Source organism: Variovorax sp. GW458-11-26-14-LB1 (genome assembly GCF_059423965.1).
This window is the reverse complement of sequence record NZ_JBWKYW010000051.1, coordinates 26814-50275: the sequence shown is the minus strand read 5'-3', so window position 1 is coordinate 50275 and position 23462 is coordinate 26814. Positions and strand designations below refer to the sequence as shown.

Here is a 23462-nt window from a genome sequence, read left to right as displayed (position 1 = left end):
GGCGGGTAGGGCGTGTCGGCCTTGGCGTTCTCGTAGGGCGAGAAGGTCCGGATGAACTCCCATTCGTCGGGCAGTTCCGGGTCGCCGTACTCCGCGATCCACGAGGCGCCGGCCGACAGCTGCGTGTAGCGCTTCATGTCGAGCAGCGCCACCTCGCTCACGATGGCGCCGTACAGCTGCGGGTACAGCGTGAGCATGTTGCCCATGAGCAGGCCACCGTTGCTGCCGCCCATGGCGCCCAGGTGCGCGGGCGAGGTGATGCCGCGCGCGAACAGGTCCTGCGACACGGCCGCGAAGTCTTCGCAGGTGCGCAGGCGGTTTTCCTGCAGCGCGGCCTGGTGCCAGCGCGGGCCGTACTCGCCGCCGCCGCGGATGTTGGCCACCACGTACACGCCGCCGCGTTCGAGCCAGGCACGGCCGATGCCGCCGCTGTAGCTCGGCTCCAGCGAGATCTCGAAGCCGCCGTAGGCGTACTGCAGCGTGGGGTGGGTGCCGTCGGCCACGAGGTCTTTGGCGGCGATCTCGAAGTAGGGCACGCGCGTGCCGTCCGCCGAGGTCGCGAAATGCTGGCTCACGCGAAAGCGCGAGGCGTCGAAGAAGCCGGGGCTGTGCTTCAGCGGCTGCGGTTCGCCCTGGCCGAGGGTGCCGATGTACAGCGTGGTCGGCTGCAGGAAGCCGCTCACGGTCAGGAAGTAGTCGTCGCTCTCGGTCTCGTCGATGCCGCCGGCCGCCACGCACGAGAGCGCGGGCGCGCCGCCCAGGCTGTCGCGGGCCCACTCGCCCAGGCCGTCCGCGGGCGGCGTGAGCACCTCCAGCCGGTTCACCACGTCGTGCATCACGTTGAGGATGAGGTGGTGGCGCGTCCACGAGTAGTCGTCGAGCGCGGTGGTGTCGTCGGGCTCGAACAGCAGCGTGAGTTCGCGCGCGCCGGCCATGTAGTCGTCGAAGCGCGCGGCCAGCAGCGAGCCGGCGGTGTAGGTGCGGCCGGCCACGGTCCAGTCTTCGCGCGGCTCGATCAGCAGCCACTCGCGCGTGACGCCGGTGTTGGCGTCGTCGGGCACGTCGATCTTGGCGAGCGTGCCGTCGGGGGCGCGCAGCCAGGTCTCGCTGTCGTAGAAGTCGATCTGGCGCGAGACGAAGTCGCGCTCGAAGCCGGGCGTGTGGTCGCTCCAGGCGCTCACCGACATGTCTTCGTGCGCGCCTTCGTACACGGTGACGGCTTCGGCCAGCGGCGTGCCGCGTTGCCACTCCTTCACCAGGCGCGGGTAGCTCGAGCTGGTCATGGAGCCGGGGCCGAAATCGGTGCCCACGTACAGGTGGTCGATGTCTTTCCAGGTGACGTGGTTCTTCGCCTCGGGCAGCGCGAAGCCGCCTTCGACGAACGACATGCTCACCAGGTCGAACTCGCGCACCACGTCGGCATCGGCGCCGCCGCGCGACAGCGAGATGAGGCAGCGTTCGTAGGCCGGCTCCAGGCAGTCGGCGCCGTGCCAGACCCAGTTCTCGCCGTCCTGCGCGGCCAGCGCGTCGAGGTCGAGCACGGTCTCCCACGCGGGCTCGGGCGTGCGGTACTGGTCGAGCGTGGTGCGGCGCCACAGGCCCTTGGGGTGCGCCTTGTCGCGCCAGAAGTTGTAGTACAGCGCACCGATCTTGCTGACCATCGGAATGCGCGCGTCCGAGTCGAGCACCTCGAGCAGGCCCTGCTCGATCGACTGGAAGGCCAGCGACTGCGCATAGGTGTGAACGGCGCGTGCATTCTGCTGGCGAGCCCAGTCCAGAGCGGCTTCGCCGTCGATGTCTTCGAGCCAGAGATGGGGGTCTTCGTTGTGCGCAGAGGTCATGCAGCACAGTGTACGAAGCCCCCGTGAATGCGGCGGCCTGTGAGCAGTTGTAGCTGCATTCGAGGCGCGTCGATTTTTTCATTACATGTGGATGCGCGCCCCGGCCATCCTTGGGGCAAACCCCTGTCCCGGGCGTGCCTTCCCCCGGTGGAAACACTGAAGAAGCGAAGGCCCACGAACGCGATGCCCACGGTATCCTGCCGGACGGCGCATGCCCCAACGAGGAGAACCACACATGAAACACCTGAGCGGTCTTGATGCCACCTTCCTGCACCTGGAAACCCCCGAGATGCCGATGCACGTGGGTTCGCTCAACGTGCTGGACCTGCCCAAGGGCTACAAGGGCGACTTCTACGAAGATGCCAAGGCCTTCATGGCCAGCCGCATCCACCTGGCCGACGTGTTCACGCGCAAGCTCGCGCTGATGCCCTTCGACATGACCAATCCGGTGTGGGTCGAGGACGACGACATCGACCTCGACTACCACGTGCGCCACATCACGCTGCCCAAGCCGGGCACCAACCGCCAGCTGCAGCAGTACGTGGCACGGCTGCACTCCACGCTGATGGACCGCAGCCGGCCGATGTGGGAGTTCTTCATCATCGACGGCCTCAAGAGCGGCCAGGTGGCGCTGTACACCAAGGTGCACCACGCGGGCATCGACGGGCAGGCCGGCGTCGAGCTGGGCAAGGCCATCTTCGACCTCGAGGCCACCGGCCGCGTGATCAAGCCGCCGCGTGCGCGCCCGCGCAGCAACGGCTACCAGCTGGGCATGGCCGAGCTCGCCACGGCGGCGCTGCGCAACACGGCGCAGCAGTACGTCAAGCTGTTCAAGATGGCGCCGGCCATCGCGCGCGCCATCGGCGGCCTGGCCCAGCCCGACGAGAAGGCGGCCGACAAGGCGGCCGCCACCGCGCCGAAGAAGTTCAACCTCTTCGCGCCGCGCACCTCGCTGAACGTGTCGATCACCAACCAGCGCACCTTCGCCGGGCGCACCATCTCGCTGGCCGAGACCAAGTACATCGCCAAGCACTTCGGCGTGTCGCTCAACGACGTGGTGCTGGCCACCGTGGCCGGCGCGCTGCGCCACTACCTGGCCGACAACAACGAGCTGCCGGCCAAGCCGCTGGTGGCCGGCGTGCCCGTGAGCCTGCGCGAGGCGGGCGACCAGACGGCCAACAACCAGGCCAGCATGATCCTCGTGAGCCTGGCCACCGACATCACCGATCCGCTGCAGCGGCTGAAGGCGATCAACGCCTCGTCGAATTCCTCGAAGTCGACGATGAACCGCTTCAAGGCCGTGATCCTGGACGACTTCCCGACCTTCGCCGCGCCGTGGCTGGTGTCGGGCATCGCGTCGATGGTGGGGCGCTCGGGCATCGTCAACCTGCTGCCGCCGGCGGCCAACGTGGCCGTCTCGAACGTGGCGGGCGCGCCGTTCCCGATGTACTTCGCGGGGGCGCTGGTCACCTGCTACTACCCGGTGTCGATCGCCAGCCACGGCACCGCGCTCAACGTCACCGTGCAAAGCTACAACGGCCGCATGGACTACGGCCTCATCGCCTGCCGCCGCGCCGTGCCCGACATCACCGAGATCGGCGACTACCTGCTGGCCGAGCACAAGCTGCTGATGGAGCTGACACAGAAGCACCCGGCCGTCTCCGGTGCGCCGGCCACACCGCCCAAGCCCGTGGCCGCCCCCGCGCCGGAAGCGGACGAAGAGGCCCAGGCCGCTGCGCCGGCCCGCAAGCCGGCGGCGCGCAAGAAGGCGCCGGTGAAGGCCGTCGCCGCGAAGAAAAAAGCACCTGTCAAGGCTGCACCGGTCAAGGCGGCGGCGAAGAAAGCCCCTGCGAAGAAGGCTGCGGCAAAGAAGGCCGCACCCCGGCCTGCGGCCCGCAAGGCCGCCGCATCGCCGCGCGCCGCTGCGGCATGATCGACAGGGCCGGCCCGGCCTGGACAAAAAATTGGGGCAGTTGGACTAGTTTTCCGACCGTTCTAGTTTTTCAGGCCTAGGCCCTGCGGAAGATGATTGGCCCATCGCGATTCCCCGCGAGCCATTCAACTTCAAGGAAATCTCACATGTCCACGCAAACCAACATCGCTTCCGCCGCCATCCACGTCGTCGGCCAGTACAACGACGCCGGCAAGACCCTGGTCGGTGCCTACCGCACCGGCGTGCAGCGCCTGCTGGGCGGTGCCGCTTCGCGCTACAGCGAGTTCCTGGGCAACCGCCAGATCCCGCTGGTGAGCGAGCAGATCAAGGCCAACCTGATCGGCGCGCAAGAGAAGGTGCATGGTTTCCTGTCGAACCGCCTGGACATCGACACCAGCCGCATCGTGAACGTGATGGACCGCGTCGCTGCCGGCACCACCAGCGGCATCGAAACCGTCGCCAACCGCGTCGCCCAGATCGAATCGCCCGCCGCCACCACCGTGCTGAACGCCCTGTCGGCCGTGAACCAGCCCTTCGCCACCGTGTCGGTGCAGATCGCTGACCGCATCGTCGCCGGCACCAAGCAGATCGAAGCCCGTGTGAGCGGCACCGAAGAAGCCGCCCCCGTGCGCACCGTGAAGGCCAAGGTCGCTGCGGCCAAGAAGCCGGTTCGCCGCGCTGCCCGCAAGGCGGCCTGATTCCGGGGCGCTGACCGCGCCCTTTTCATTCCCCACGCCCCTGGAGCACCCACCGCATGGCGACCCGTCCCGATGACACTGCAAAGTTGAAGAAGAGGGCGGCGCCTGCGAAGAAGGCTCCGGCGGCGAAGAAGAAGGCCGCGCCCCGCAAGGCGGCGCCGGCTGCGAAAGCACCGCCCGCAGACACAGCGGCGGGCACCAACAAGGCCGAAGCGCTGCTGCGCGCCGGCCTCAAGGCGCTGGACAACGTGCGCAACGATGTCGCCAAGCGCCAGGCCAACGTGATCGAAGGCCTGCTCGGCATCGGGCACGGCAAGGCCGATGCGGCCGGTGCCAAGGCGGCGTTGACGCGCGGCTTCCCCAGCCTGGACACCTTCGGCATCCGCAAGTTCGAGGACGTGTTCGACCAGCGTGTCGCCACCGCCCTGCAACGCCTGGGCATGCCCAGCGCCGACGAGGTGCAGGCCCTGCGCGACGAGGTGGCGCAGTTGCGCGAACGCCTCGCGAAACTCGAGAAACCGTCCAGTTCAAGTGGCTCCGGCGGCAAGCGCTGAGCGGCACGCAACGCACGCACCACGCCGCTTGTGGCCAGCTCCAACACCACGCGCGATCGCATCCTGCAGACCAGCCTTGCGCTGTTCAACGCGGAAGGTCTTCCGGCCGTGTCCACGCACAAGATCGCGGCCGAGCTCGGCATGAGCCCGGGCAACCTGCACTACCACTTCAAGGCCAAGCAGCTGATCGTCGAATGGCTGTTCCGGCGCTTCGAGCAGCGGCTCGAGGTGCTCAACGGCTCGTCGGCATCCATTGCCGCCATCGACGACCTGTGGCTCGCGCTGCACCTGCGCTTCGAGGCCATCGACGAGTACCGCTTCATCTATCGCGACATGGCCTTCCTGGCCAGCGAGTACCCGGCCCTGGGGCAGCGCGCCCAGGCCATGACCGCGCAGAACCTGCTGGCGGCCCAGACGCTGTGCGAAGGGCTGGTGGCCTCGGGCGTGATCGAGACCAGCGCCGAGCAGGCGCGCATCCTCGCGCTGCAGATGGTCTTCACCACCACCTGCTGGCTCTCGTTCGAGCGGCTCGTGCCCGGGCGCGACGCGCTGGCGCAGGCCGACCCCGGTTTGGCGGCTTTCTACACACTCACGCTGGTTTCTCCGTATGTTTCCAGCGAATCGAGGGCTTATCTTGATTACCTGAGGGGCAAATACCTCGGATAAATGAAGTCGTCGTCCGACGGGGCATGCAACTTCGCACCCCCATCGTCGTCCTACAGAAGAAAGAAACAGAAAGGAAGCCGCCATCATGACCACCGCCACCCACGAACCCATCGCACCGCCGTCGCGCCTGCTCTTGCTGGCCGAAGCGCGCGCCCTCTGGGAAACCGGCGCCGGCCTCGCCATGTGGCCGCTGCTGCAGCTCGCGCCGCGCGGCGACGGGCACCCCGTGCTCGTGCTGCCGGGCCTGGTGGCCAGCGACATGTCCACGCTGCTGCTGCGCCGCTACCTGTGCAGCCGCGGCTACGACGCGCACGGCTGGGGCCAGGGCCGCAACCTGGGCCCGCGCGCCGGCGTCGAGGACGGCATGGTCGACCTGCTCAAGACCCTGGCCGACCAGAGCGGCCAGAAGGTCAGCGTGATCGGCTGGAGCCTGGGCGGCGTCTACGCGCGGCTCTTGGCCTCGGCGCAGAAGGACCTCATCCGCAACGTGATCACGCTGGGCAGCCCGTTCTCGGGCAGCCCGCGCGCCACCAACGCCTGGCGCGTGTACGAAGGCGTGAGCGGCCAGAGCTCGCACGACCCGCGCCGCATGAAGTTCGTCGAACCCACGCCGCCCGTGCCCACGACCTCGATTTTCAGCCGCACCGACGGTGTCGTGGCATGGCGCTGCAGCCTCGAGAAGACCGGCCCGCAGTCCGAGAACATCGAGGTGGTCGCGAGCCACCTGGGGCTCGGCGCGCACCCCGCCGTGCTCTATGCGGTGGCCGACCGGCTGGCGCAGCCCGAGGGCGAGTGGAAGCCGTTCAACCGCGGCATGCTCGGGCCGCTGGTGTACCCGGACCCGGATCGCAACGACTGAGCTGAGGCGCGCACTCCCCAAGAAAAAAGACCGGCGAATGCCGGTCTTCTTCTTTGGGGCTCCAGACTGGGTTCTTCAGGCCCCGGCCCACACGTCGAGCACGTAGCGCTGCTCGGCAATCATCTTGTCCATCCACGCCGCGCTGTCCTGTCCGTGCTCGCGCGCGAGGTCGCTGAGCGTGCGCCGCACGTCGGGCTCCATGCGCGAGCCGTCGCCGCACACATACACCACGGCGCCGGCTTCGAGCAGCTTCCACACGGCCGCGCCCTGTTCGCGGATCAGGTCCTGCACATAGACCTTGCGGTCGCCGGCGCGCGAGAAGGCCGTGTGCAGCTTCATCAGGCCGCGGTGCGACCAGGCCTGCAGCTCCTCGGCGTAGATGAAATCCTGCTCGGGGTGGCGGCAGCCGAAGAACAGCATCGCCTCGCCCAGCGCGTCGCCGCGTTCGACCTGCGACGCGCGCGCCTGCAGGAAGCCGCGGAACGGCGCCAGGCCGGTGCCCGGGCCGACCATGATGAGCGGCCGGTTGGCATCCTCCGGCAGGCGGAAGCCCTCGGCCGTGGTCTCGCGGATCACGCCGTGCACCGTGTCGCCGGCCTCAGCGCGCGCCAGGAAGTTGGAGCACACGCCCTCGAAGGTGCCGTTGCCCGACAGCGCGGGCGCGCTCACCACGCCCACCGTCACGCTGCAGCGCCCCGGCGTCATCGTCGGTGACGACGAGATCGAGTAGTAGCGCGGCGACAGCGGCGACAGCATTTCCAGGAACACCGCGAACGGCACCTGGCAGGCGCGGTGCTCTTCGAGCAGCTCCAGCAGCGACTTGCGCTTGTGCAGCACTTCGGCCTTGTACGCGGCCTGCGAGGCCTCGTCGCTGCCCGACAGCGCCTGCAGCTTGGGCTTGGTGAAGGGGCACTCGGTGTGCGCGGCCAGCGTGGCGATCTGCTTGCGCGTGGCCACGTCCTGCAGCTCGACGTAGTCGCCCAGCAGCCGATCGACCGCGATCACCTGGTCCACCGGCAGTGCCGCCTTGCGGCCCGGCACGGCCGACAGACGCACGTGCGCCGAGCGGTCGAAGCCGAAGCGTGCCATCGCGCGCTCGACCTGCGCGGGGCTGTTGCGCGGCACCACGCTCAGGTGGTCGCCGGGCACGTAGTTCACGCCCTCGGGCAGCATCAACTCGACGTGGCGCGTGGAGCGTCCGGCCTCGCCGTTGGCGCCGGCGCTTTGCAGTTCGCGGTTCTCGATCACGCGCAGCGGCACGGCGCCCAGCGCATCGACCAGCGCGTTCTTCTGCGGCGGCGGCAGCTCTTCGAGCGTGTACAGCGGCTCGGCCTCGGCCGGCGTGTCGGCGCCGTTCTTGATGTCGAAGGTCTTCACCAGCGCGGGCCACAGCGCGTCGCTCCAGTCCTGGAAGGCGCCGTCCATGTCCTCGCGCGCATCGCCTTCGCCGCGCTCGTGCACGCGGTCGGCGCCCAGTGCTTCGAGCCGCTCGTCGATGCGGCGCGGCACCGCCTGGTAGGTGGCGGCCCAGTCGGTGTTGCCGCAGCCGAAGACGCTGAAGCGCACGCCGTTGAGCGAGTCGTCGGCCTTGTCGAGCCAGCGGTGGAACTCCGCCGCGTTGTCGGGCGCCACGCCGTTGTACGAGGCGCAGACGATCGCCACCGCGCCGCTGGCCGGCAGCCGCTCGGCGTAGTCGTCGAGCGAGGCCAGCTGGGTCGAGAAGCCGCGCAGCTCGCCGGCCTCGGCCAGCTGGCGCGCCAGGTCTTCGGCGGTGCCGAGGTTGGAACCCTGCAGCACCAGCAGCGAGGTGCCGTGGCGCGCGGCTTGCGGCTTGCGCGCGGCGGGCTTGGCCGGCGTGTCGGGCGCGGCCGCCGCCTCCACGGTGCCGCGCGGGCGCGAGGCCGGGTCGCGCAGCAGCGCCTTGATCTTGAAGTTCTCGGGCTTGATCGTCAGCGCTTCCTTGATCTTGAGCTTGTAGCCCGTGTGATCGACGAGGTTGAAGCGCTGCAGGATCATGCCCAGCGTGAGCACCGCTTCCTGCAGTGCGAACTGCCGCCCGATGCAGGCGCGCTGGCCGTTGCCGAAGGGCTTGAAGGCATTCACGGGCCGCTCGCGCTCGGCTTCGCGGCTGAAGTGGTCGGGGTTGAACTGGTCGGCGTCCTCGCCCCAGATGCCCTTGTCACGGTGCAGCGCCAGCGCATGCATGATGACCATGTTGTTCTTCTTGATCGTGTACTGGCCGCCGATCTTGGTGTCTTCCTTCGCGCGCATCGAGATCGCGGGTGCGGTCGGGTACAGGCGCAGCGATTCCTTCAGCACCTGCATCACGTACTGCAGCCGGTTGACCTGCGCGTAGGTGGGCTTTTGCGTGGTGTCGCCGCCGAACACGCTGTCGACCTCGGCCTGCGCCTTGGCCATCGCCTCGGGGTTGTTCAGCAGGAAATAGATGGCGAACGAGAGCAGGCCGCTGGTGGTCTCGTGGCCCGCGATGAGGAATTCGATGCACTCGTCGCGGATCATCTTGTCGGTGAGCTTCTCGCCGCTCTTCTTGTCCACGCCCGCGATCATGTAGCTCAGGAGGTCGGGCTTGGTGGCGATGTCGGCGCCGCTGGCGCGCCGCTCCTCGATGATGTCTTCCACCATCTTGTGCATGTAGCGGATGTCCTTGCGCTGCTGCGCCAGCTCCTTCTTGAGCATCAGCTCCTCGAGCGGAATGCCGCGCCGGTTTTGCACCGTCTCCAGCGTGCGCACCATCGCATCGACGAAAGGATGGAAGCCCTCGCGGTAGAACGAGTTGAAGCGGTAGCCGAAGCCGCACAGGCCGATGGTGTCGAGCGTGAGCGCGGTCATGTCGCGCACCACGTCCACCTCTTCATCGAAATTGAGGCGCTCCCACTTGGTGACCAGCTGCCCTGCGATGTCCAGCATCATCGGGTGGTAGGCCTGCATCGCGCGCTGGCTGAAGTTGGCCAGCAGGATGTTGTGCGGTTTCGACCACGTCTCCTCGTGCGTGTCGGAGGTGAAGAGACCGTGCGATGCGGCGCGCAGCCGGCGCAGTGCGCCGCGCGTGCTCTTGTCGAAGCGCGGCTCTTCGCACAGCTCGTCGACCAGCGCGGGCGACGACACCACGATCACCGGCATGCCCGGCATGTCGAGCCAGTAGATGCCGCCGAGGTCCTGCGCGATCTTCCACATGTCGAGCACCGGCGAGTCGGAGCCGATGGACAGCAGATTGCCGACGAAGGGTTTCTTCGCCGGATGGGGGATCGGATGGAGCGAGTTCTTTCCTGCCATGGTGTACCTTGTTGTGCCTTCGGTATGGACCCGCTTCGGATGTCCGGGATGCGAATCCGGAGTATCCCGATGGCACAGGGGGTGGGCAGGACGGGGTTTCCCTTAGGAGGCGCCGGGGCCTTTCACAGAGTCAGTTCAGGGCGCAATCACGCCGATGGGGCACCTTGCTCCGCGAATGTCCTCCGCCCTTCGGGCTCCCCCTTGATTTCGCTGCGCAAGGCACCCCATCAGCGTGATCGTCATTCACAGTGCGCGTTGATCGGTGAGCACCCGGTGTCCTGGGTACGTACCCCGAAAGCACTCAGGGCCGGACCATCTTGCAGTCGGTGCCTTGCGCCAGCTCGTTCCCGGTATAGACCGCATCGGTGCGGAAGCCGTAGTTGGTGCCTTCCCAGCCCGTCTTCACCGCCTTGCCGTCCACCGGCGCGATGGTGTTCACCACCTGCGGCAGCAGCAGCTGGTGGTCTTCGCCGCGCATGCGCACCGGGCCCACCACCGAGTCGAAGCTCAGGTCTTCGAGGGCGCGCGCGACCTTCACCGTGTCGGCGCTGCCGGCCTTGGCGATGGCGGCGGCCAGCAGGCGCGGCGTCAGGTCGATGCGCGGTGCGAGGAAGTCCTTGCCGGTCTTGGCCTTGTAGGCCTTGGCCAGTGCATCGACCTTCGGCGTGTCGGCCTGGCCCGGGTGCCATTCGGCCACCCAGGTGAGCTGCCCCGTCTTGGCCTGCGACACGGCGGTGACGGTGCCCGGCACCGAGCCTGCGCTGTGGTTGAAGTAGCGCAGGTTGTAGCCCGCGTCGCCCGCGGCCTTCTGCAGCAGCGTCATGTCCTGGCCCCAGTTGCCGGTGATGACCGAGTCGGCGCCGCTTTGCTTGATGTTGGCGATGTAGGGCGCGAAGTCCTTCACGCGGCCGATCGGGTGCAACGTCTCGCCGACGAACTGGATGTCGGGGCGCGCCAGGCCCACCAGCTGGCGGCCGTAGCTGGCCCACTGCTTGCCGTGGGCATAGTCCTGGTTCAGCAGGTAGACCTTCTTCACGTCCGGCGTCTTCTTGATGTAGTTGGCCAGCGCCTTCATCTTCATCGCCGTGTTGGCCTCGGTCTGGAAGTGCCAGAAGCTGCAGCCCTTGCCGGTCATCTCGGGGTCGATCGAGGAGTGGTTCAGCACGATCAGCTCCTTGCCCGGGTTGCGCTGGTTCCAGCGCGCCACGGCCAGCACCAGCGCCGTCACCACCGACGAGCCCGAGCCGCCCGTGACGATCGCCTTGGCGCCCTGGTCGATGGCCGCCTGCAGCGCGCTCTGGCTTTCCTGCGCCGAGAGCTTGCTGTCGAACTGCAGCAGCTGCAGCTTCATGCCGCCGAGCACGCCGCCCTTGGCGTTGATGTCCTCGATGGCGTACTGCGTGTGCATGAGCATCAGCTCGCCCACGTTGGCGAACGGCCCCGACAGCGGATCGATGTAGGCGATCTTGTAGGTCGGCTGCTGGGCCTGCGCTGCCGTGCCGGCGATGGCAAACAGAGAGGCAAGGGCGATCCGCGCCAAAGGCGCATGCGTGAGCTTCATGAAGTGTCTCCGGAGGGTGTGTGAAAGACGGGATCAGTGCGTCGCGCGCAGCCCGATCACGCGGCTGGCCAGCTTCGTGAGCTGCGCCACCACCTCGTCGGGCGAGAGGCGCCCGCCGGGGCGGTACCAGCTGTAGAGAAAGCCCGGCAGGCTGCAGGCCGCGAGCGCGGTGATCTTGGTCTCGTCGAAGTCGAGGTCGCCGTCGCGTCGGGCTTCTTCGAGCAGCGGGCACAGCAGGTCGTAGAAGTGGTGCGCGAGCTTCTTCTGCGCTTCGAGGTATTCGGGGCGGTACACCTGCGGCTCGCGGTACGCGAAGAAGGCCACCGGGTGGTGCGCGATGGTGGCGCGGATCAGCCCCTCGATGCCTTCCATCACCTTCTCGCTCGCGCGGCGCGGGTCGGCGGCGGCGAAGTCGAGCGCGGTGAAGCAGTCGACCGCGGGGCGCCACGACAGCGTCTCGAAGATCTCCTGCTTGTCGCGGAAGTAGTAGTACACGAAGGGCTTGGTCACGCCCAGCTCGCGCACGATCTGCGCCATGGTCGTGTTGGCGTAGCCCTGCGCGGCAAACAGCTGCGCCGCCGCCTGCAGGATGCGCTCGCGCTGCAGGTCGGTGCCCTGCGTGGCCGCGCGCTGGCGGCCCGTGCCCTGCGGCAGGTGCGGCTGCGCCGTGTGCGTGGCAGAGGGTTTGTTCGGTGTCGCGGAAGTTATACCCATGGGTAGGATTGTTCGTGCACCATGCCGCATTGGCAAGCGCCGGCCATGCGCAGGCGGCTATCGATAACCCTGAGAAAGTGACGCCATGGAGACAACGCCCGCCACCCCGCAACGCTTGAAGGAACTGCCGCCGCGCGTGCAGCAGCCCCTGCACGCCTACCTGCGCGACCACGCACGCACGCGCGGCGACGCCACCGCCTGCCTCTGGTACGGCCAGGCCCTGAGCTGGGCCGAGCTCGACCGCGCGAGCGACGCCTTCGCCGCGCGCCTGCAGGCCCTGGGCGTGGCCAAGGGCGAACCCGTGGTGCTGTTCCTCAACAACTGCCCGCAGTACCTGGTGGCGCACTTCGGCATCCAGAAGATCGGCGCCATCGTCTGCCCGAGCGGGCCGCTCAACAAGGAGCACGAGCTGGCCTACCAGGTCAACGACCTGAAGGCGCGCGTGATCGTCGCGGCCGCACCGCTCGTGCCGGTGGTGCGCAAGGTGCAGGCCGAGAGTGCGCTCGCGCATGTGTTCGTGGTGCACTACGCCGACCTGCTGCCCGCCGAGCCCACGCTCGACCTGCCGACCGAACTGGCCGCCGAGCGCACGGCCGAACGCACCGTGCCCGAAGGCTGCGAAGACTTCCTCGCCGTGATGCGCAGCGGCGCCACGCCGCAGCCCGTCGCCATCGACATGGACGACATCGCGCTCATGACCTACACCTCGGGCACCACCGGGCTGCCCAAGGGCGCGATGCTCAGCTACGGCAATGCGCTCTTCAAGACGCGCGCCGCGGCCGACTGCAACGGCGTGGGGCCGAGCGACGTGCTGCTGTCGATCGCGCCGCTGTATCACATCGCCGGCATGCTCATGGGCGTCAACGTGCCCGTGCTCAGCGGCGCTGCCTCGGTGCTGATGCACCGCTTCGATCCGCGCGCCGTGCTGCAGGCCATTGCCGCTTACAAAGTGAGCTGGTGGTACAGCATCGCGCCGATGAACGTGGCGTGCATGCAGGTGCCCGACATCGCCCGCTTCGACCTGTCGAGCCTGAAGATGAACCCGGTGACCAGCTTCGGCATCGCTTTCACCGAACCGCTGGCCGCGCAATGGCGCTCGCACGCCAACCACTGCAGCTCGTTCGAGGCCGCCTACGGCCTGAGCGAAACCCACACCTGCGACACCTACACGCCGCACGTGGCGCCGCGCTGGGGCACGCAGGGCGTGCCGGTGCCGGGCGTGACCATCCGCATCATCGACACCGAAACGCAGGCCGACATGCCCACGGGCGAGGTCGGCGAGATCGTGCTCACCAGCGCCGGCTCGTTCAAGGGCTACTGGAACAAGCCCGAGGCCACGGCCGCCACCCTGCGCAACGGCTGGGTGCACACGGGCGACATGGGCAAGCTCGACGCCGACGGCTACCTCACCTTCATCGGCCGCTTCAAGGAAATGATCAAGGTCTCGGGCTACAGCGTGTTCCCCGAAGAGGTCGAGACCATCCTCATCAAGCACCCGGCGGTGGCGCAGGCGGCGGTGATTGCGCAGCCCGACCCCGAGAAGGGCGAGGTCGTGAAGGCCTTCATCGTGCGCAAGCCCGGCGCCGCGCTCGAGGCCGACGCACTCGTGGCCTGGGCGCGCGAGAACATGGCGAGCTACAAGGCGCCGCGCGCCGTGAGCTTCATCGATGCATTGCCCACCACGGGCGCAGGCAAGGTGCTGCGCCGCCTGCTCAAAGACAAGACCTGAAAGGCTTCCTCGCGTGTTTTCCAAAGTTCTGATTGCCAACCGCGGCGAGATCGCCGTGCGCCTGGTGCGCGCGTTGCGCGACCTGGGCATCGCCAGCGTGGCGGTGCATGCGCGCGACGATGCCGCTGCGCTGCATGTGCAGCTGGCCGACGTGGCGGTGGCGCTCGACGCGATCGGCCCTTCGGCCTACCTCGACGTGGCTGCGTTGATCGCGGTGGCGAAGGCGCAAGGCTGCGATGCGGTGCATCCCGGCTACGGCTTCCTCAGCGAACGTGCCGACTTCGCACAGGCCTGCGCCGACGCGGGCCTGGTCTTCATCGGCCCCACGCCCGAGCAGCTGGGCCTGTTCGGCGACAAGGCCCGCGCCCGCGAACTGGCCGCGCAATGCGACGTGCCCGTGATGCCCGGCAGCGCCGGCGCGGTGACGCTCGTGCAGGCCCAGGCTTTCTTCGCCGAGCAGCATGCGCAGGGCGCGGGCGTGATGGTCAAGGCCATCGGCGGCGGCGGCGGGCGTGGCATGCGCGCGGTGCTCACGGCCGACGAGCTGCCCGAGGCGCATGCGCGCTGCATGTCCGAAGCCAAGGCGGCGTTCGGCATCGAGGGCGTGTACGTCGAGCGCCTGATGCGCAACGCGCGGCACATCGAGGTGCAGGTGCTCGGCGACGGCAGCGCCGTGGCCAGCCTCGGCGAGCGCGAGTGCACGCTGCAGCGCCGCTTCCAGAAGCTGGTGGAGATTGCGCCCAGCCCCTCGCTGCCCGAGCCGCTGCGCGCGCAGGTCACGCAGGCCGCGCTGCGCATGGCCAAGGCCGTGGGCTATCGCGGCCTCGGCACCTTTGAATTCCTGGTGGATGCCGCGTCGACCACCCTGCCTTTCGTCTTCATCGAGGCGAACCCGCGCCTGCAGGTCGAGCACACGGTGACCGAAGCCGTGACGGGGCTGGACCTCGTGCAGCTGCAGATCGCCGTCGCGTCGGGCGACACGCTGGACGCGCTCGGCGTGGAGGCCGGCCGCACGGCGCCGCAGCGCGGCTTCGCGGTGCAGTGGCGCATCAACGCCGAGACGCTCGATGCGCAAGGCAACGCACGCCCCGCGGGCGGCACGCTCGCGCGCTTCGACCTGCCGGCCGGCCCCGGCGTGCGCGTCGACACGCACGGCTACGCGGGCCTCGCACCTTCGCCGCACTACGACACGCTGCTGGCCAAGCTCATCGTGCATTCGCCGTCGCCGCGTTTCGCGGACGCGCTGCGCCGCTCGCTGCGCGCGCTCGACGAATGCCACATCGAAGGCATCGCCACCAACCTGCCGCTGCTGTGCGCCATCGCCGCGCGGCCCGAGTTCGCGACGCAGGCGGTGCACACGCGCTTCGTGGAAGCGCACCTGGGCGATCTGCTCGCCGACGCGAAGGCATTTGAAAAGCACACGAAGAAGGTCACCGCGCCCGCCGCCGCGAGCGCACCGGTGCAGGAAGAGGGCGAAGACGACGGCCTTACCGTCAAGGCGCCGATGCCCGCGAAGCTGGTGCAGTTCGAGGTCGCGGTGGGCGACGTGCTGCCCGCCGGCGCGCAGCTGGGCGTGCTCGAGGCCATGAAGATGGAGCACCTGCTGCACGCGCCCGTGGCCGGCCGCGTGCTGGCACTGCTGGCCGCGCCCGGCGACTACCTCGTCGAAGGCCAGTCGCTGGTGCGGCTGGAGGCCGTCGATGCGCAGGGCGTCGAAGCGCAGGCGCGCGTCGCGCACGACCTCGACGCGATCCGCCCCGACCTGCAGAAGGTCATCGACCGCCATGCGCCCACGCTCGATGCGAACCGCAAGGCGGCCGTCGACAAGCGGCATGCGCAGGGCGGTCGCACCGCGCGCGAGAACATCGCCGACCTGTGCGACATGGCCGGCGACCCGGGCAACTTCATCGAGTACGGCGCGCTCGCCATCGCCGCGCAGACGCGCCGCCGCACGCTCGAAGACCTCATCGCCAACACGCCGGCCGACGGCATGGTGACCGGGCTGGGCAGCGTCAACGCAAAACAGTTCGGGCCCGAGAAGTCGCGCTGCGCCGTGCTGGCCTACGACTACACCGTGCTGGCTGGCACGCAGGGCATGCGCAACCACCACAAGACCGACCGGCTGCTCGCGGTGGCGCACCAGCTCAAGCTGCCGGTGGTGCTGTTCGCCGAGGGCGGAGGCGGGCGGCCGGGCGACACCGACATGCCGATCGTCGCGGGCCTGAACAACCACACCTTCAGCCAGTTCGCGGCGCTGTCGGGCAAGGTGCCGGTGGTCGGCATCGTGCACGGGCGCTGCTTCGCGGGCAACGCGGCGCTGCTGGGCTGCGCCGACGTGATCATTGCCACCAAGGGCAGCAACATCGGCATGAGCGGCCCCGCGATGATCGAAGGCGGCGGCCTGGGCACCTTCGCGCCCGAGCAGATCGGGCCGAGCAGCGTGCAGTCGCGCAACGGCGTGATCGACATCCTGGTGGAAGACGAAGCTGCAGCAGTCGCTGCAGCCAAGCAGTACCTCTCTTACTTCCAGGGGGCAACCACCGACTGGCAATGCGCCGATCCGCGCACGCTGCGCCATGTGGTGCCCGAGAACCGCCTGCGCGTGTACGACGTGCGCGCCGCGATGCGCGGCGTGGCCGACACCGGCTCGCTGCTCGAATTGCGCGCGGGTTTCGGCGCGGGCATCGTCACCGCGCTCGCACGCATCGAGGGCAAGCCGGTCGGCCTGATGGCGAACAACCCGCACCACCTGGGCGGCGCGATCGACGTGGAGGCGGCCGACAAATCCGCACGCTTCATGCAACTGTGCAATGCCCACGGGTTACCGATCGTGTCGTTGTGCGACACGCCCGGCTTCATGGTCGGACCCGAGGTCGAGGCGCAGGCGCAGGTGCGCCACGTGTGCCGCATGTTCATGGTGGCCTCGCACTTGCGCGTGCCTTTCTTCGCGGTGGTGCTGCGCAAGGGCTACGGCCTGGGCGCGCAGGCCATGACCGCCGGCGGCTTCGATGCGCCCGTGTTCACCGTGGCCTGGCCCACCGGCGAGTTCGGTGCGATGGGCCTCGAAGGTGCGGTGCGACTGGGCTTTCGCAAGGAACTCGCGGCCGTGCCCGAGGGCGCCGAGCGCGACGCGCTGTTCAAGCAGCTGGTGGCGCAGCAGTACGCGAACGGCGAGGCGATCCACATGGCGCAGACGCTGGAGATCGATGCGGTGATCGACCCGGCCGACACGCGCACCTGGCTGGTGCGCGGCCTGGCGTCGGCGACGCGGCCGGCCGAGGCGGTCTCGGCGTACGTCGACACTTGGTAACTTTAGGTTAGACCTCGTCACTGGCGCGGGCAAGGCGGCTCCGTACACTGGGCCGCTTTTGCACGCATGAAGCTTCCTGCCCGCTGGCGCGTCCGTCTGCGCGACGCCGCCTTCTCCCCTGCATACTGGATGGCCGTTCTCGGCCTTGCGGTGTTGCTCGTGGGCGTGCAGGCGGTGTGGGCGGAGAAGGTCGAGCAGGCGGCACGACAGCCGGCCGAAGCGCGCTGGGTGGCGAGCTGGGCCGTGGCGGTGCTCGACTTCGCCGAGCTGGACGCCAACCCCGCCACGGCCGCCATCGGCGGACCGGGCGACCATGTGTTCCGCGGCCAGACCTTGCGCCAGATGATGCGCCCGACGATCGACGGCGAGCGCATCCGCGTGCGGGTGTCGAACCGCTTCGGCAAGACGCCGCTGCGCATCGCCGCGGCCACCGTGGCACTGGGCACGGGCGGCGACGCCATCTCGCCGGCCTCGTTGCGCACGCTGCGTTTCGGCGGCCGCGCCACCGTCACCGTGGCGCCGGGCGCGGAAGCATGGAGCGACGGCGTGGCGCTGAACGTTGCGGCGGGCCAGGCCGTGGCCGTGAGCCTTTTTCTCGACCGCGCGACACCGTTCGCCACGATGTACCTGCTGTCCACTGACACGGGCTGGCTGGCCCAGGGCAACGTCGTGGCGTCGCCCCGGCTGTCGAAGGCGACGGCGCTGCCGATGAGCCACATCGTGACCGGGCTCGACGTGCTCACCACCCGACCCGTGCGCACCGTCGTTGCGTTCGGCGATTCGATCACCGCGGGCGGTGGCGAGTCGGGCGACGGTTCGTACCCCGACATGCTCGCCACGCGGCTGCGCGACAGCCCGCAGGCCGCGCACGCGGTGTCGGTGATCAACGCCGGCATCGGCGGCAACCGGCTGCTGGTGAACGGCATCGGCCCCGACGGCCTGTCGCGCTTTGCGCGCGATGCGCTGGGCCAGAGCGGCGTGACGCACGTCATCGTGCTGCTGGGCACCAACGACATCGGCCGCGCCATCTTCGCGGGCATCCCCGGCCTGAAGGTGCCGTCGCACGACGTGCCCACGGCCGAGCGTGTCACCGAGGGCCTGGGGCAGCTCGTCAAGCAGGCGCGCGCCAAGGGCGTGAAGGTGCTGCTGGGCACCGTGCCGCCCTTCGGCAACACGATCTACGGCACCGACGCCAACGAGGCCATGCGCGAGGCCGTGAACCGCTGGGTGCGCAGCCGCCAGGACGTGGACGGCGTGGTCGACTTCGATGCCGTGCTGCGCGACCCGGCCGCGCCGCGTCAGCTGAATCCGACATTCGACAGCGGCGACCACCTGCATCCCAACCGCGCCGGCCACGCGGCCATGGCCGCGGCCATCGACCTGCGCGAATTGCAGGAATAAAGCGCGTCCGCGGCAGCGAAACAGCTCTACACAAGATTTCGCGCAGCGCTTACAGGCGCTTCACACGGTCCCGGCAGCATGAAGGCTCCTCCAACAACCATGGGGCTTTCTCATGAAAACACTCGCAGTCGCTCTTTCCATCGGTGCCGCTTCGCTGCTGTCGGTGGGCGCCCTGACCGTTCCCACGGCCGCGCAGGCGCAGGCGGTGATCACCATCCAGGGGCCGCCGCCCCCGCCGCGCTACGAGCGCATGCCGCCGCCGCGTCGCGGCTATGTGTGGTCGCCGGGCCACTATGAGTGGCGTGGCGGTCGCCATGTGTGGGTGCGCGGCATGTACGTGCGCGCACGCCCGGGCTATGCCTACCGCGCGCCGGAATGGCGCGAGAACAATGGCCGCTGGGAATACAACCGCGGCCGTTGGGACCGCGACGGCGACGGCGTGCCGAACCGCCAGGACCGGCGTCCGGACAACCCGTACCGCAATTGATCGATAGAGAGCGCGCGGCGCACGCCCGGGGCTAACGGATGCTCACCAGTTCGAGCACTTCGCTGACCTGGAACGCGCCGCCGCTCGCACCGCCACGCGTCTGCACTTCGAAGCGGACGACGCGGCCCAGCTCCGGCGAGAACCACACGCTGGCGCGGTAGGTCCCGTACTGGTTGCCACTCCAGGCGCCCGCGTTCGCGAAGCGCTGGGTGTGGCCGCGGTAGTCGATCTTCACCACCTTCATCTCGCGGCCGTTGACCGGCAGCATGGCGGCGTCGTCCACCACGTTGGCGCGCAGATCCATCTTGATGCGCGTGCCGCCCATGGTGGCGTCGTATTCCGTGGTCCAGGCGGCGTTCTGTTCCAGGGTCGGCCGGGCCCAGCCGCCCGGCGGCATGACGTTGTCGAACTCGCCGCCCACGGCCGTCGTGACGCCGATCACCTCGCCGCCCGGCTTCTCGATCCAGCCCCCGTTGTTGAAGCTGAGGCGGTCGTCACTGGTGGTGGCCGTGTCCGCGCGGTAGATCACCTTGCGGTACGTGTTGGTGAGGCGGTCGTGCAGCTGGTACTCCACCATGCTCGGGCGCTGCAGCGACACGCTGGCCGGCGCGGGCTGCGAGGCGAGGCGCTCGATGGCCCGCTGGCCGCGCGTCGGCAGTTCCGCGATCCACGCGGCCGGCAGGGCGAGGGTGGCTGGGGCCGATCCGGCGACCAGTCCCACCAAGCGGCCCTGCGCATCGAACAGGCCGGCACCGGCCAGGCCCGCCTCGGTCGGCGTGGCCAGCTGCAGCGACTCGAGCGCGCCCGCGGCGTTGCGGCGCACGCCGCCGAGCATGGAAATGCCGAGCGTGAGTTCGCGCCCGCGCGGCGATCCGATGACGTACAGCGGCATCCCGACCTGCAGCGCCCCCGCGGGCACGACGCCCAGGGTCGGCGACACGAGGTTCGCGATGCGCAGCTGGCACAGGTCGCGCTCGACGTCCGGGAGCTCCAGCACGGCGCCGTAGCTCACGTTGTCGCGGCGCAGCGCCACGGCGCTGGCCTTGGCCAGCAGCTTGCAGCTGGTGACGGCCGTGCCCGGGCCGGTGGCGACCGCGCTGCCGGTGGCCAGGACCTTGCCCTGGGCGTCGCTGGCCTGCACCACCCAGACGCTGGGCGAGACGCGCGCGAACAGCGCGTCGGGCGCCAGCGGGGCGCCGCCGGCGCGGGCGTCCTGGGCGAAGGTGGCGGGCGCTGCCAGAGCGGCAGCAAGGGCGAAAAGCGGAAGCTGCAGGCGCATCTGGGAGCGGCGATGGAGTGGGTTAGCGGAACACGACCGTGCGGTGGCCGTTCAGCAGCACGCGGTGCTCGCTGTGCCACTTCACGGCGCGGGCCAGCACCTGGCTTTCGGTGTCGCGGCCACGGGCCGTGAGGTCTTCGACCGTGTCGGTGTGGTCGGCGCGGGCCACGTCCTGCTCGATGATCGGGCCCTCGTCGAGGTCGGCCGTCACGTAGTGGGCGGTGGCGCCGATCAGCTTCACGCCGCGGTCGTGCGCCTGGTAGTAGGGCTTGGCACCCTTGAAGCTGGGCAGGAACGAGTGGTGGATGTTGATCGCGCGGCCGGCCAGGCTCTTGCACAGGTCGTTGCTCAGGATCTGCATGTAGCGCGCGAGCACCACGAGTTCGGCGCCCTCGGCCTCGATGATCTCCAGCTGCTTCGCCTCGGCCTGTGCCTTGGTCGCGGCCGTCACCGGGATGTGGTGGAAGGGCACGTTGTAGCTGGCGGCCAGCTGGTAGAAGTCGCGGTGGTTCGAGATGATGGCGCGCACGTCGATCGACAGCAGGCCGCTCTTCCAGCGGAACAGCAGGTCGTTCAGGCAGTGGCCTTCCTTGCTGACCAGGATCACGGTCTTCATCGGGTCGGCGGCGGCGTGCAGCTGCAGGCTCATGCCGAAACCGGTGGCGAAGGCCTTCAGCTCCTCGCGCAGCACGGCTTCGCTGTGGTCGCCGCAGGCGAAGCGCACACGCATGAAGAACAGGCCGGTGCCGTGGTCGTTGTATTGGGCGGCCTCTTCGATGTTGGCGCCGCGCTCGAGCAGGAAGCCCGACACGGCGTGCACGATGCCCGTCCGGTCGGGACAGGAGAGGTTCAGGATGTAGGCAGGCGTAGTGGTCGTCATCAGGGGCAGGATTGTGGCAGGGGTGCCAGAATCGCGATTTTCCCTCCCCACATAACCGCAGGAGCGAGACATGGCCTTCCAGGACTTCAACATGGACAACCAGTGGTTGCCCTTCACGCCCAACCGCCATTTCAAGAAGGACCCGCGGGTGTTCGTGGCGGCCGACGGCATGACGTTCACCACGCACGACGGCAAGAAGGTGGTCGACGGCATTTCCTCGCTGTGGTGCGTGGGCGCGGGCCACAACCGCAAGCCGATCAACGAGGCGATCAAGAAGCAGCTGGACACGCTGGACTACGCCACCGCCTTCCAGGTCAGCAACGACAAGGCCTTCAAGGCGGCCGAAATGATCGCCGCGCTGGCCCCGGGCGACCTGAACAAGGTGCTGTTCTGCAACTCGGGCTCCGAGGCCGCCGACACCTCCATGAAGGTGGCACTGGCCTACCACCGCGCGCGCGGCGAAGGCCACCGCAACGTGTTCATCGGCCGCGAGAAGGGCTACCACGGCGTGGGCTTCGGCGGCATGTCGGTGGGCGGCATTCCGGGCAACCGCAAGGTGTTCGGCTCGGCCTTCCTGCCGCGCGTGGACCATATGCGCTTCATCCACGACCCGGTGAACCATGCCTACATCCACAACGCGGAGCCGGTGTGGACCGAAGACCCACTGGTCGAACTCGAAACCCGCATCCTGCCGCTGCACGACCCGAGCAACGTGGCCGCGATCATCGTGGAGCCGGTGGCCGGTTCGGCCGGCTGGTACCTGCCGCCGCAGGGCTACCTGAAGCGCCTGCGCGAGATCTGCGACAAGCACGGCATCCTGCTGATCTTCGACGAGGTCATCACCGGCTTCGGGCGCATGGGCACCAACTTCGCGTCGGACTATTTCGGCGTGGTGCCCGACATGCTGAACTTCGCCAAGTGCGTGACCAACGGCGTGATTCCGCTGGGCGGCGTGATCTGCCGCGACAAGCTCTACGACGCGATGATGAAGACCGACGCGCCCGAGCACGTGGTCGAGTTCTTCCACGGCTACACCTACTCGGGCCACCCGGTGGCCTGCGCCGCCGCCATTGCCACGCTCGACCTGTTCAAGGAAGAAAACCTGTTCGCCCGCGCCGGCGAGATGGGCAAGGTGCTCGGCGATGCCTTCCACAGCACCTTCAAGGGCCTGCCGAACGTGGTGGGCATCCGCAGCCTGGGCCTGGCGGCGGCCGTGGAGCTCGCGCCCATCGCCGGCTCGCCGGGCAAGCGGGCGTATGAGGTCTTCCTCGACTGCTTCCACAAGGGCGCGCTGGTGCGGCCCGCGGGCGACGTGCTGGTGATCGCGCCGCCCTACATCGTCGAGAAGCAGCACATCGACACGCTGGTCAACACGCTGGCGGATTCGATCAGGAAGTTCGCCTGAGCACGCCCGCGCAGTAGTCCACCGGCGGCAGCGCCGGCGTGCGCCAGGTGGCGTCGTAGGCGTCGGTGTCGTCCTCGGCCGGGCCGCCGGCCTGCAGGTGGACCGTCTTCACCGACACGTCGGTCGGCAGGTGCTGCGGCACGCCCAGCACCTTGGTGACGTGGCCCGCGCCGGCGATCAGCACCACCGTCTTGCCCGGCTGCCGGGCCTTCACCAGCGCCTGCGCCATGGCGCGGTCGCGTCCGACCTGGATGCGCGTCATGGGGCCGATCTGCGATTCGGGCAGCAGCTTGCAGTGGCCCTCGCGCACGGCCTCCTGCTGCGCGGCGTAGGCCTCGCCGTTGAGCTGCACGTCGAGCGAGACGTCGGCCATCGCGTCCTTCATGCGCGCACGCGGCAGGTTGGCGCCGACCACCGGCGCGCCGGCGCGCACCGCCGTCATCACCGTGGGGCCGTAGCGCGTCCAGGGCCAGGCCTTGTCGTTCCAGCCGAGGGCGGTCTGCACTTGGGCGTCGGTCGCGGTGGCGGGCAGGCGGGCGCTGCTGCGACCTTCCTCGGCCATCTCGAGCGCCAGCGCGGCGAGCTGGCCGCGTTCGGCCAGGGCCTGCACGGTCTCGCGTTCGAGGACGTGGTGTTCGGGGGCGTCGTGCTGCTCGCCGAGCAGCAGCGCATCGGCCGGCAGCAGGGCCGCCACGCGGCGCGCGACGGGCGCTTCGGCGGACAGCGCGGCGCAGCCGGCGAGCAGGGCGGCGGCGACCAGGGGCGCCAGGAACCGGGAAGCACGGGAAGGGCGAGGAGGCATCCCGCCATACTATGCCCGGCGCCCTGCACCGGGCTGTCGTCCTTTTCCG

General features: G+C 69.0%; 17 protein-coding genes. 10 read left to right on the top strand and 7 right to left on the bottom strand.

Going from position 1 to position 23462, the window contains the following annotated elements:
• On the bottom strand, positions 1-1841 hold a 1841-nt coding region (locus AC07YS_RS25990), incomplete at its 3' end, for a prolyl oligopeptidase family serine peptidase (RefSeq protein WP_495275739.1).
• Between the two features lie 235 nt (positions 1842-2076).
• Here AC07YS_RS25990 and AC07YS_RS25985 point away from each other — a divergent pair.
• The 5 genes from AC07YS_RS25985 to AC07YS_RS25965 all read left to right on the top strand — a co-directional run bounded on the left by AC07YS_RS25985 (position 2077) and on the right by AC07YS_RS25965 (position 6551).
• Positions 2077-3774, top strand: a complete 1698-nt coding sequence (locus AC07YS_RS25985; RefSeq protein WP_495269030.1) for a WS/DGAT/MGAT family O-acyltransferase — start codon at positions 2077-2079, stop codon at positions 3772-3774.
• Between the two features lie 146 nt (positions 3775-3920).
• A complete protein-coding gene (locus AC07YS_RS25980) occupies positions 3921-4472 on the top strand; it encodes a hypothetical protein (protein WP_487847370.1) in 552 nt (183 codons plus the stop codon).
• Between the two features lie 86 nt (positions 4473-4558).
• Positions 4559-5026 carry a phasin family protein gene (locus AC07YS_RS25975; RefSeq protein ID WP_495269031.1) on the top strand — a complete coding sequence of 156 codons (468 nt, stop codon included), beginning with the start codon at positions 4559-4561 and terminating at the stop codon, positions 5024-5026.
• A 30-nt stretch (positions 5027-5056) separates the two neighbouring features.
• Positions 5057-5692: a TetR/AcrR family transcriptional regulator gene (locus tag AC07YS_RS25970; protein WP_070063831.1), complete on the top strand. Its 636-nt coding sequence runs from the start codon at positions 5057-5059 to the stop codon at positions 5690-5692.
• Positions 5693-5777: 85 nt separating this feature from the next.
• Positions 5778-6551 (top strand): esterase/lipase family protein, encoded by a 774-nt coding sequence (locus tag AC07YS_RS25965; protein ID WP_495269032.1) that lies wholly within the window; start codon positions 5778-5780, stop codon positions 6549-6551.
• A gap of 75 nt (positions 6552-6626) precedes the next feature.
• Here the strand turns inward: AC07YS_RS25965 and AC07YS_RS25960 are convergent, their stop codons facing one another.
• From AC07YS_RS25960 to AC07YS_RS25950, 3 genes are all read right to left on the bottom strand, one after another.
• Positions 6627-9845, bottom strand: coding sequence for a bifunctional cytochrome P450/NADPH--P450 reductase (locus tag AC07YS_RS25960; RefSeq protein WP_495269033.1), 3219 nt, complete (start codon positions 9843-9845; stop codon positions 6627-6629).
• A gap of 301 nt (positions 9846-10146) precedes the next feature.
• Positions 10147-11406 carry a branched-chain amino acid ABC transporter substrate-binding protein gene (locus AC07YS_RS25955; protein ID WP_159274664.1) on the bottom strand — a complete coding sequence of 420 codons (1260 nt, stop codon included), beginning with the start codon at positions 11404-11406 and terminating at the stop codon, positions 10147-10149.
• A gap of 33 nt (positions 11407-11439) precedes the next feature.
• Positions 11440-12120, bottom strand: a complete 681-nt coding sequence (locus AC07YS_RS25950; RefSeq protein ID WP_495269034.1) for a TetR/AcrR family transcriptional regulator — start codon at positions 12118-12120, stop codon at positions 11440-11442.
• Between the two features lie 85 nt (positions 12121-12205).
• On the opposite strand from AC07YS_RS25950, the gene AC07YS_RS25945 reads away from it, so the two are divergent.
• The 4 genes from AC07YS_RS25945 (at position 12206) to AC07YS_RS25930 (ending at position 19047) form a co-directional block, all read left to right on the top strand.
• On the top strand, positions 12206-13849 hold the full coding sequence (locus AC07YS_RS25945; RefSeq protein WP_495269035.1) for an AMP-binding protein: 1644 nt from the start codon (positions 12206-12208) through the stop codon (positions 13847-13849).
• A gap of 13 nt (positions 13850-13862) precedes the next feature.
• Positions 13863-17159, top strand: a complete 3297-nt coding sequence (locus AC07YS_RS25940) for a carboxyl transferase domain-containing protein (protein ID WP_495269036.1) — start codon at positions 13863-13865, stop codon at positions 17157-17159.
• A gap of 66 nt (positions 17160-17225) precedes the next feature.
• Complete coding sequence (locus tag AC07YS_RS25935) at positions 17226-18560, top strand: GDSL-type esterase/lipase family protein (RefSeq protein ID WP_492687249.1); 1335 nt, start codon at positions 17226-17228, stop codon at positions 18558-18560.
• Between the two features lie 112 nt (positions 18561-18672).
• On the top strand, positions 18673-19047 hold the full coding sequence (locus AC07YS_RS25930; RefSeq protein WP_070063838.1) for a YXWGXW repeat-containing protein: 375 nt from the start codon (positions 18673-18675) through the stop codon (positions 19045-19047).
• A 31-nt stretch (positions 19048-19078) separates the two neighbouring features.
• On the opposite strand, the gene AC07YS_RS25925 is transcribed toward AC07YS_RS25930, so the two are convergent.
• On the bottom strand, positions 19079-20326 hold the full coding sequence (locus AC07YS_RS25925; protein WP_492687248.1) for a S1 family peptidase: 1248 nt from the start codon (positions 20324-20326) through the stop codon (positions 19079-19081).
• Positions 20327-20348: 22 nt separating this feature from the next.
• Positions 20349-21206: a formyltetrahydrofolate deformylase gene (gene purU / locus AC07YS_RS25920; RefSeq protein WP_062478396.1), complete on the bottom strand. Its 858-nt coding sequence runs from the start codon at positions 21204-21206 to the stop codon at positions 20349-20351.
• Positions 21207-21276: 70 nt separating this feature from the next.
• Here purU and aptA point away from each other — a divergent pair, with 70 nt between their 5' ends.
• Complete coding sequence (gene aptA, locus AC07YS_RS25915; RefSeq protein ID WP_070063840.1) at positions 21277-22611, top strand: omega-aminotransferase AptA; 1335 nt, start codon at positions 21277-21279, stop codon at positions 22609-22611.
• Here aptA and AC07YS_RS25910 read toward each other — a convergent pair.
• On the bottom strand, positions 22595-23413 hold the full coding sequence (locus AC07YS_RS25910; RefSeq protein ID WP_492687247.1) for a ChaN family lipoprotein: 819 nt from the start codon (positions 23411-23413) through the stop codon (positions 22595-22597). The genes aptA and AC07YS_RS25910 overlap by 17 nt on opposite strands.
• Positions 23414-23462: the final 49 nt, after the last annotated feature.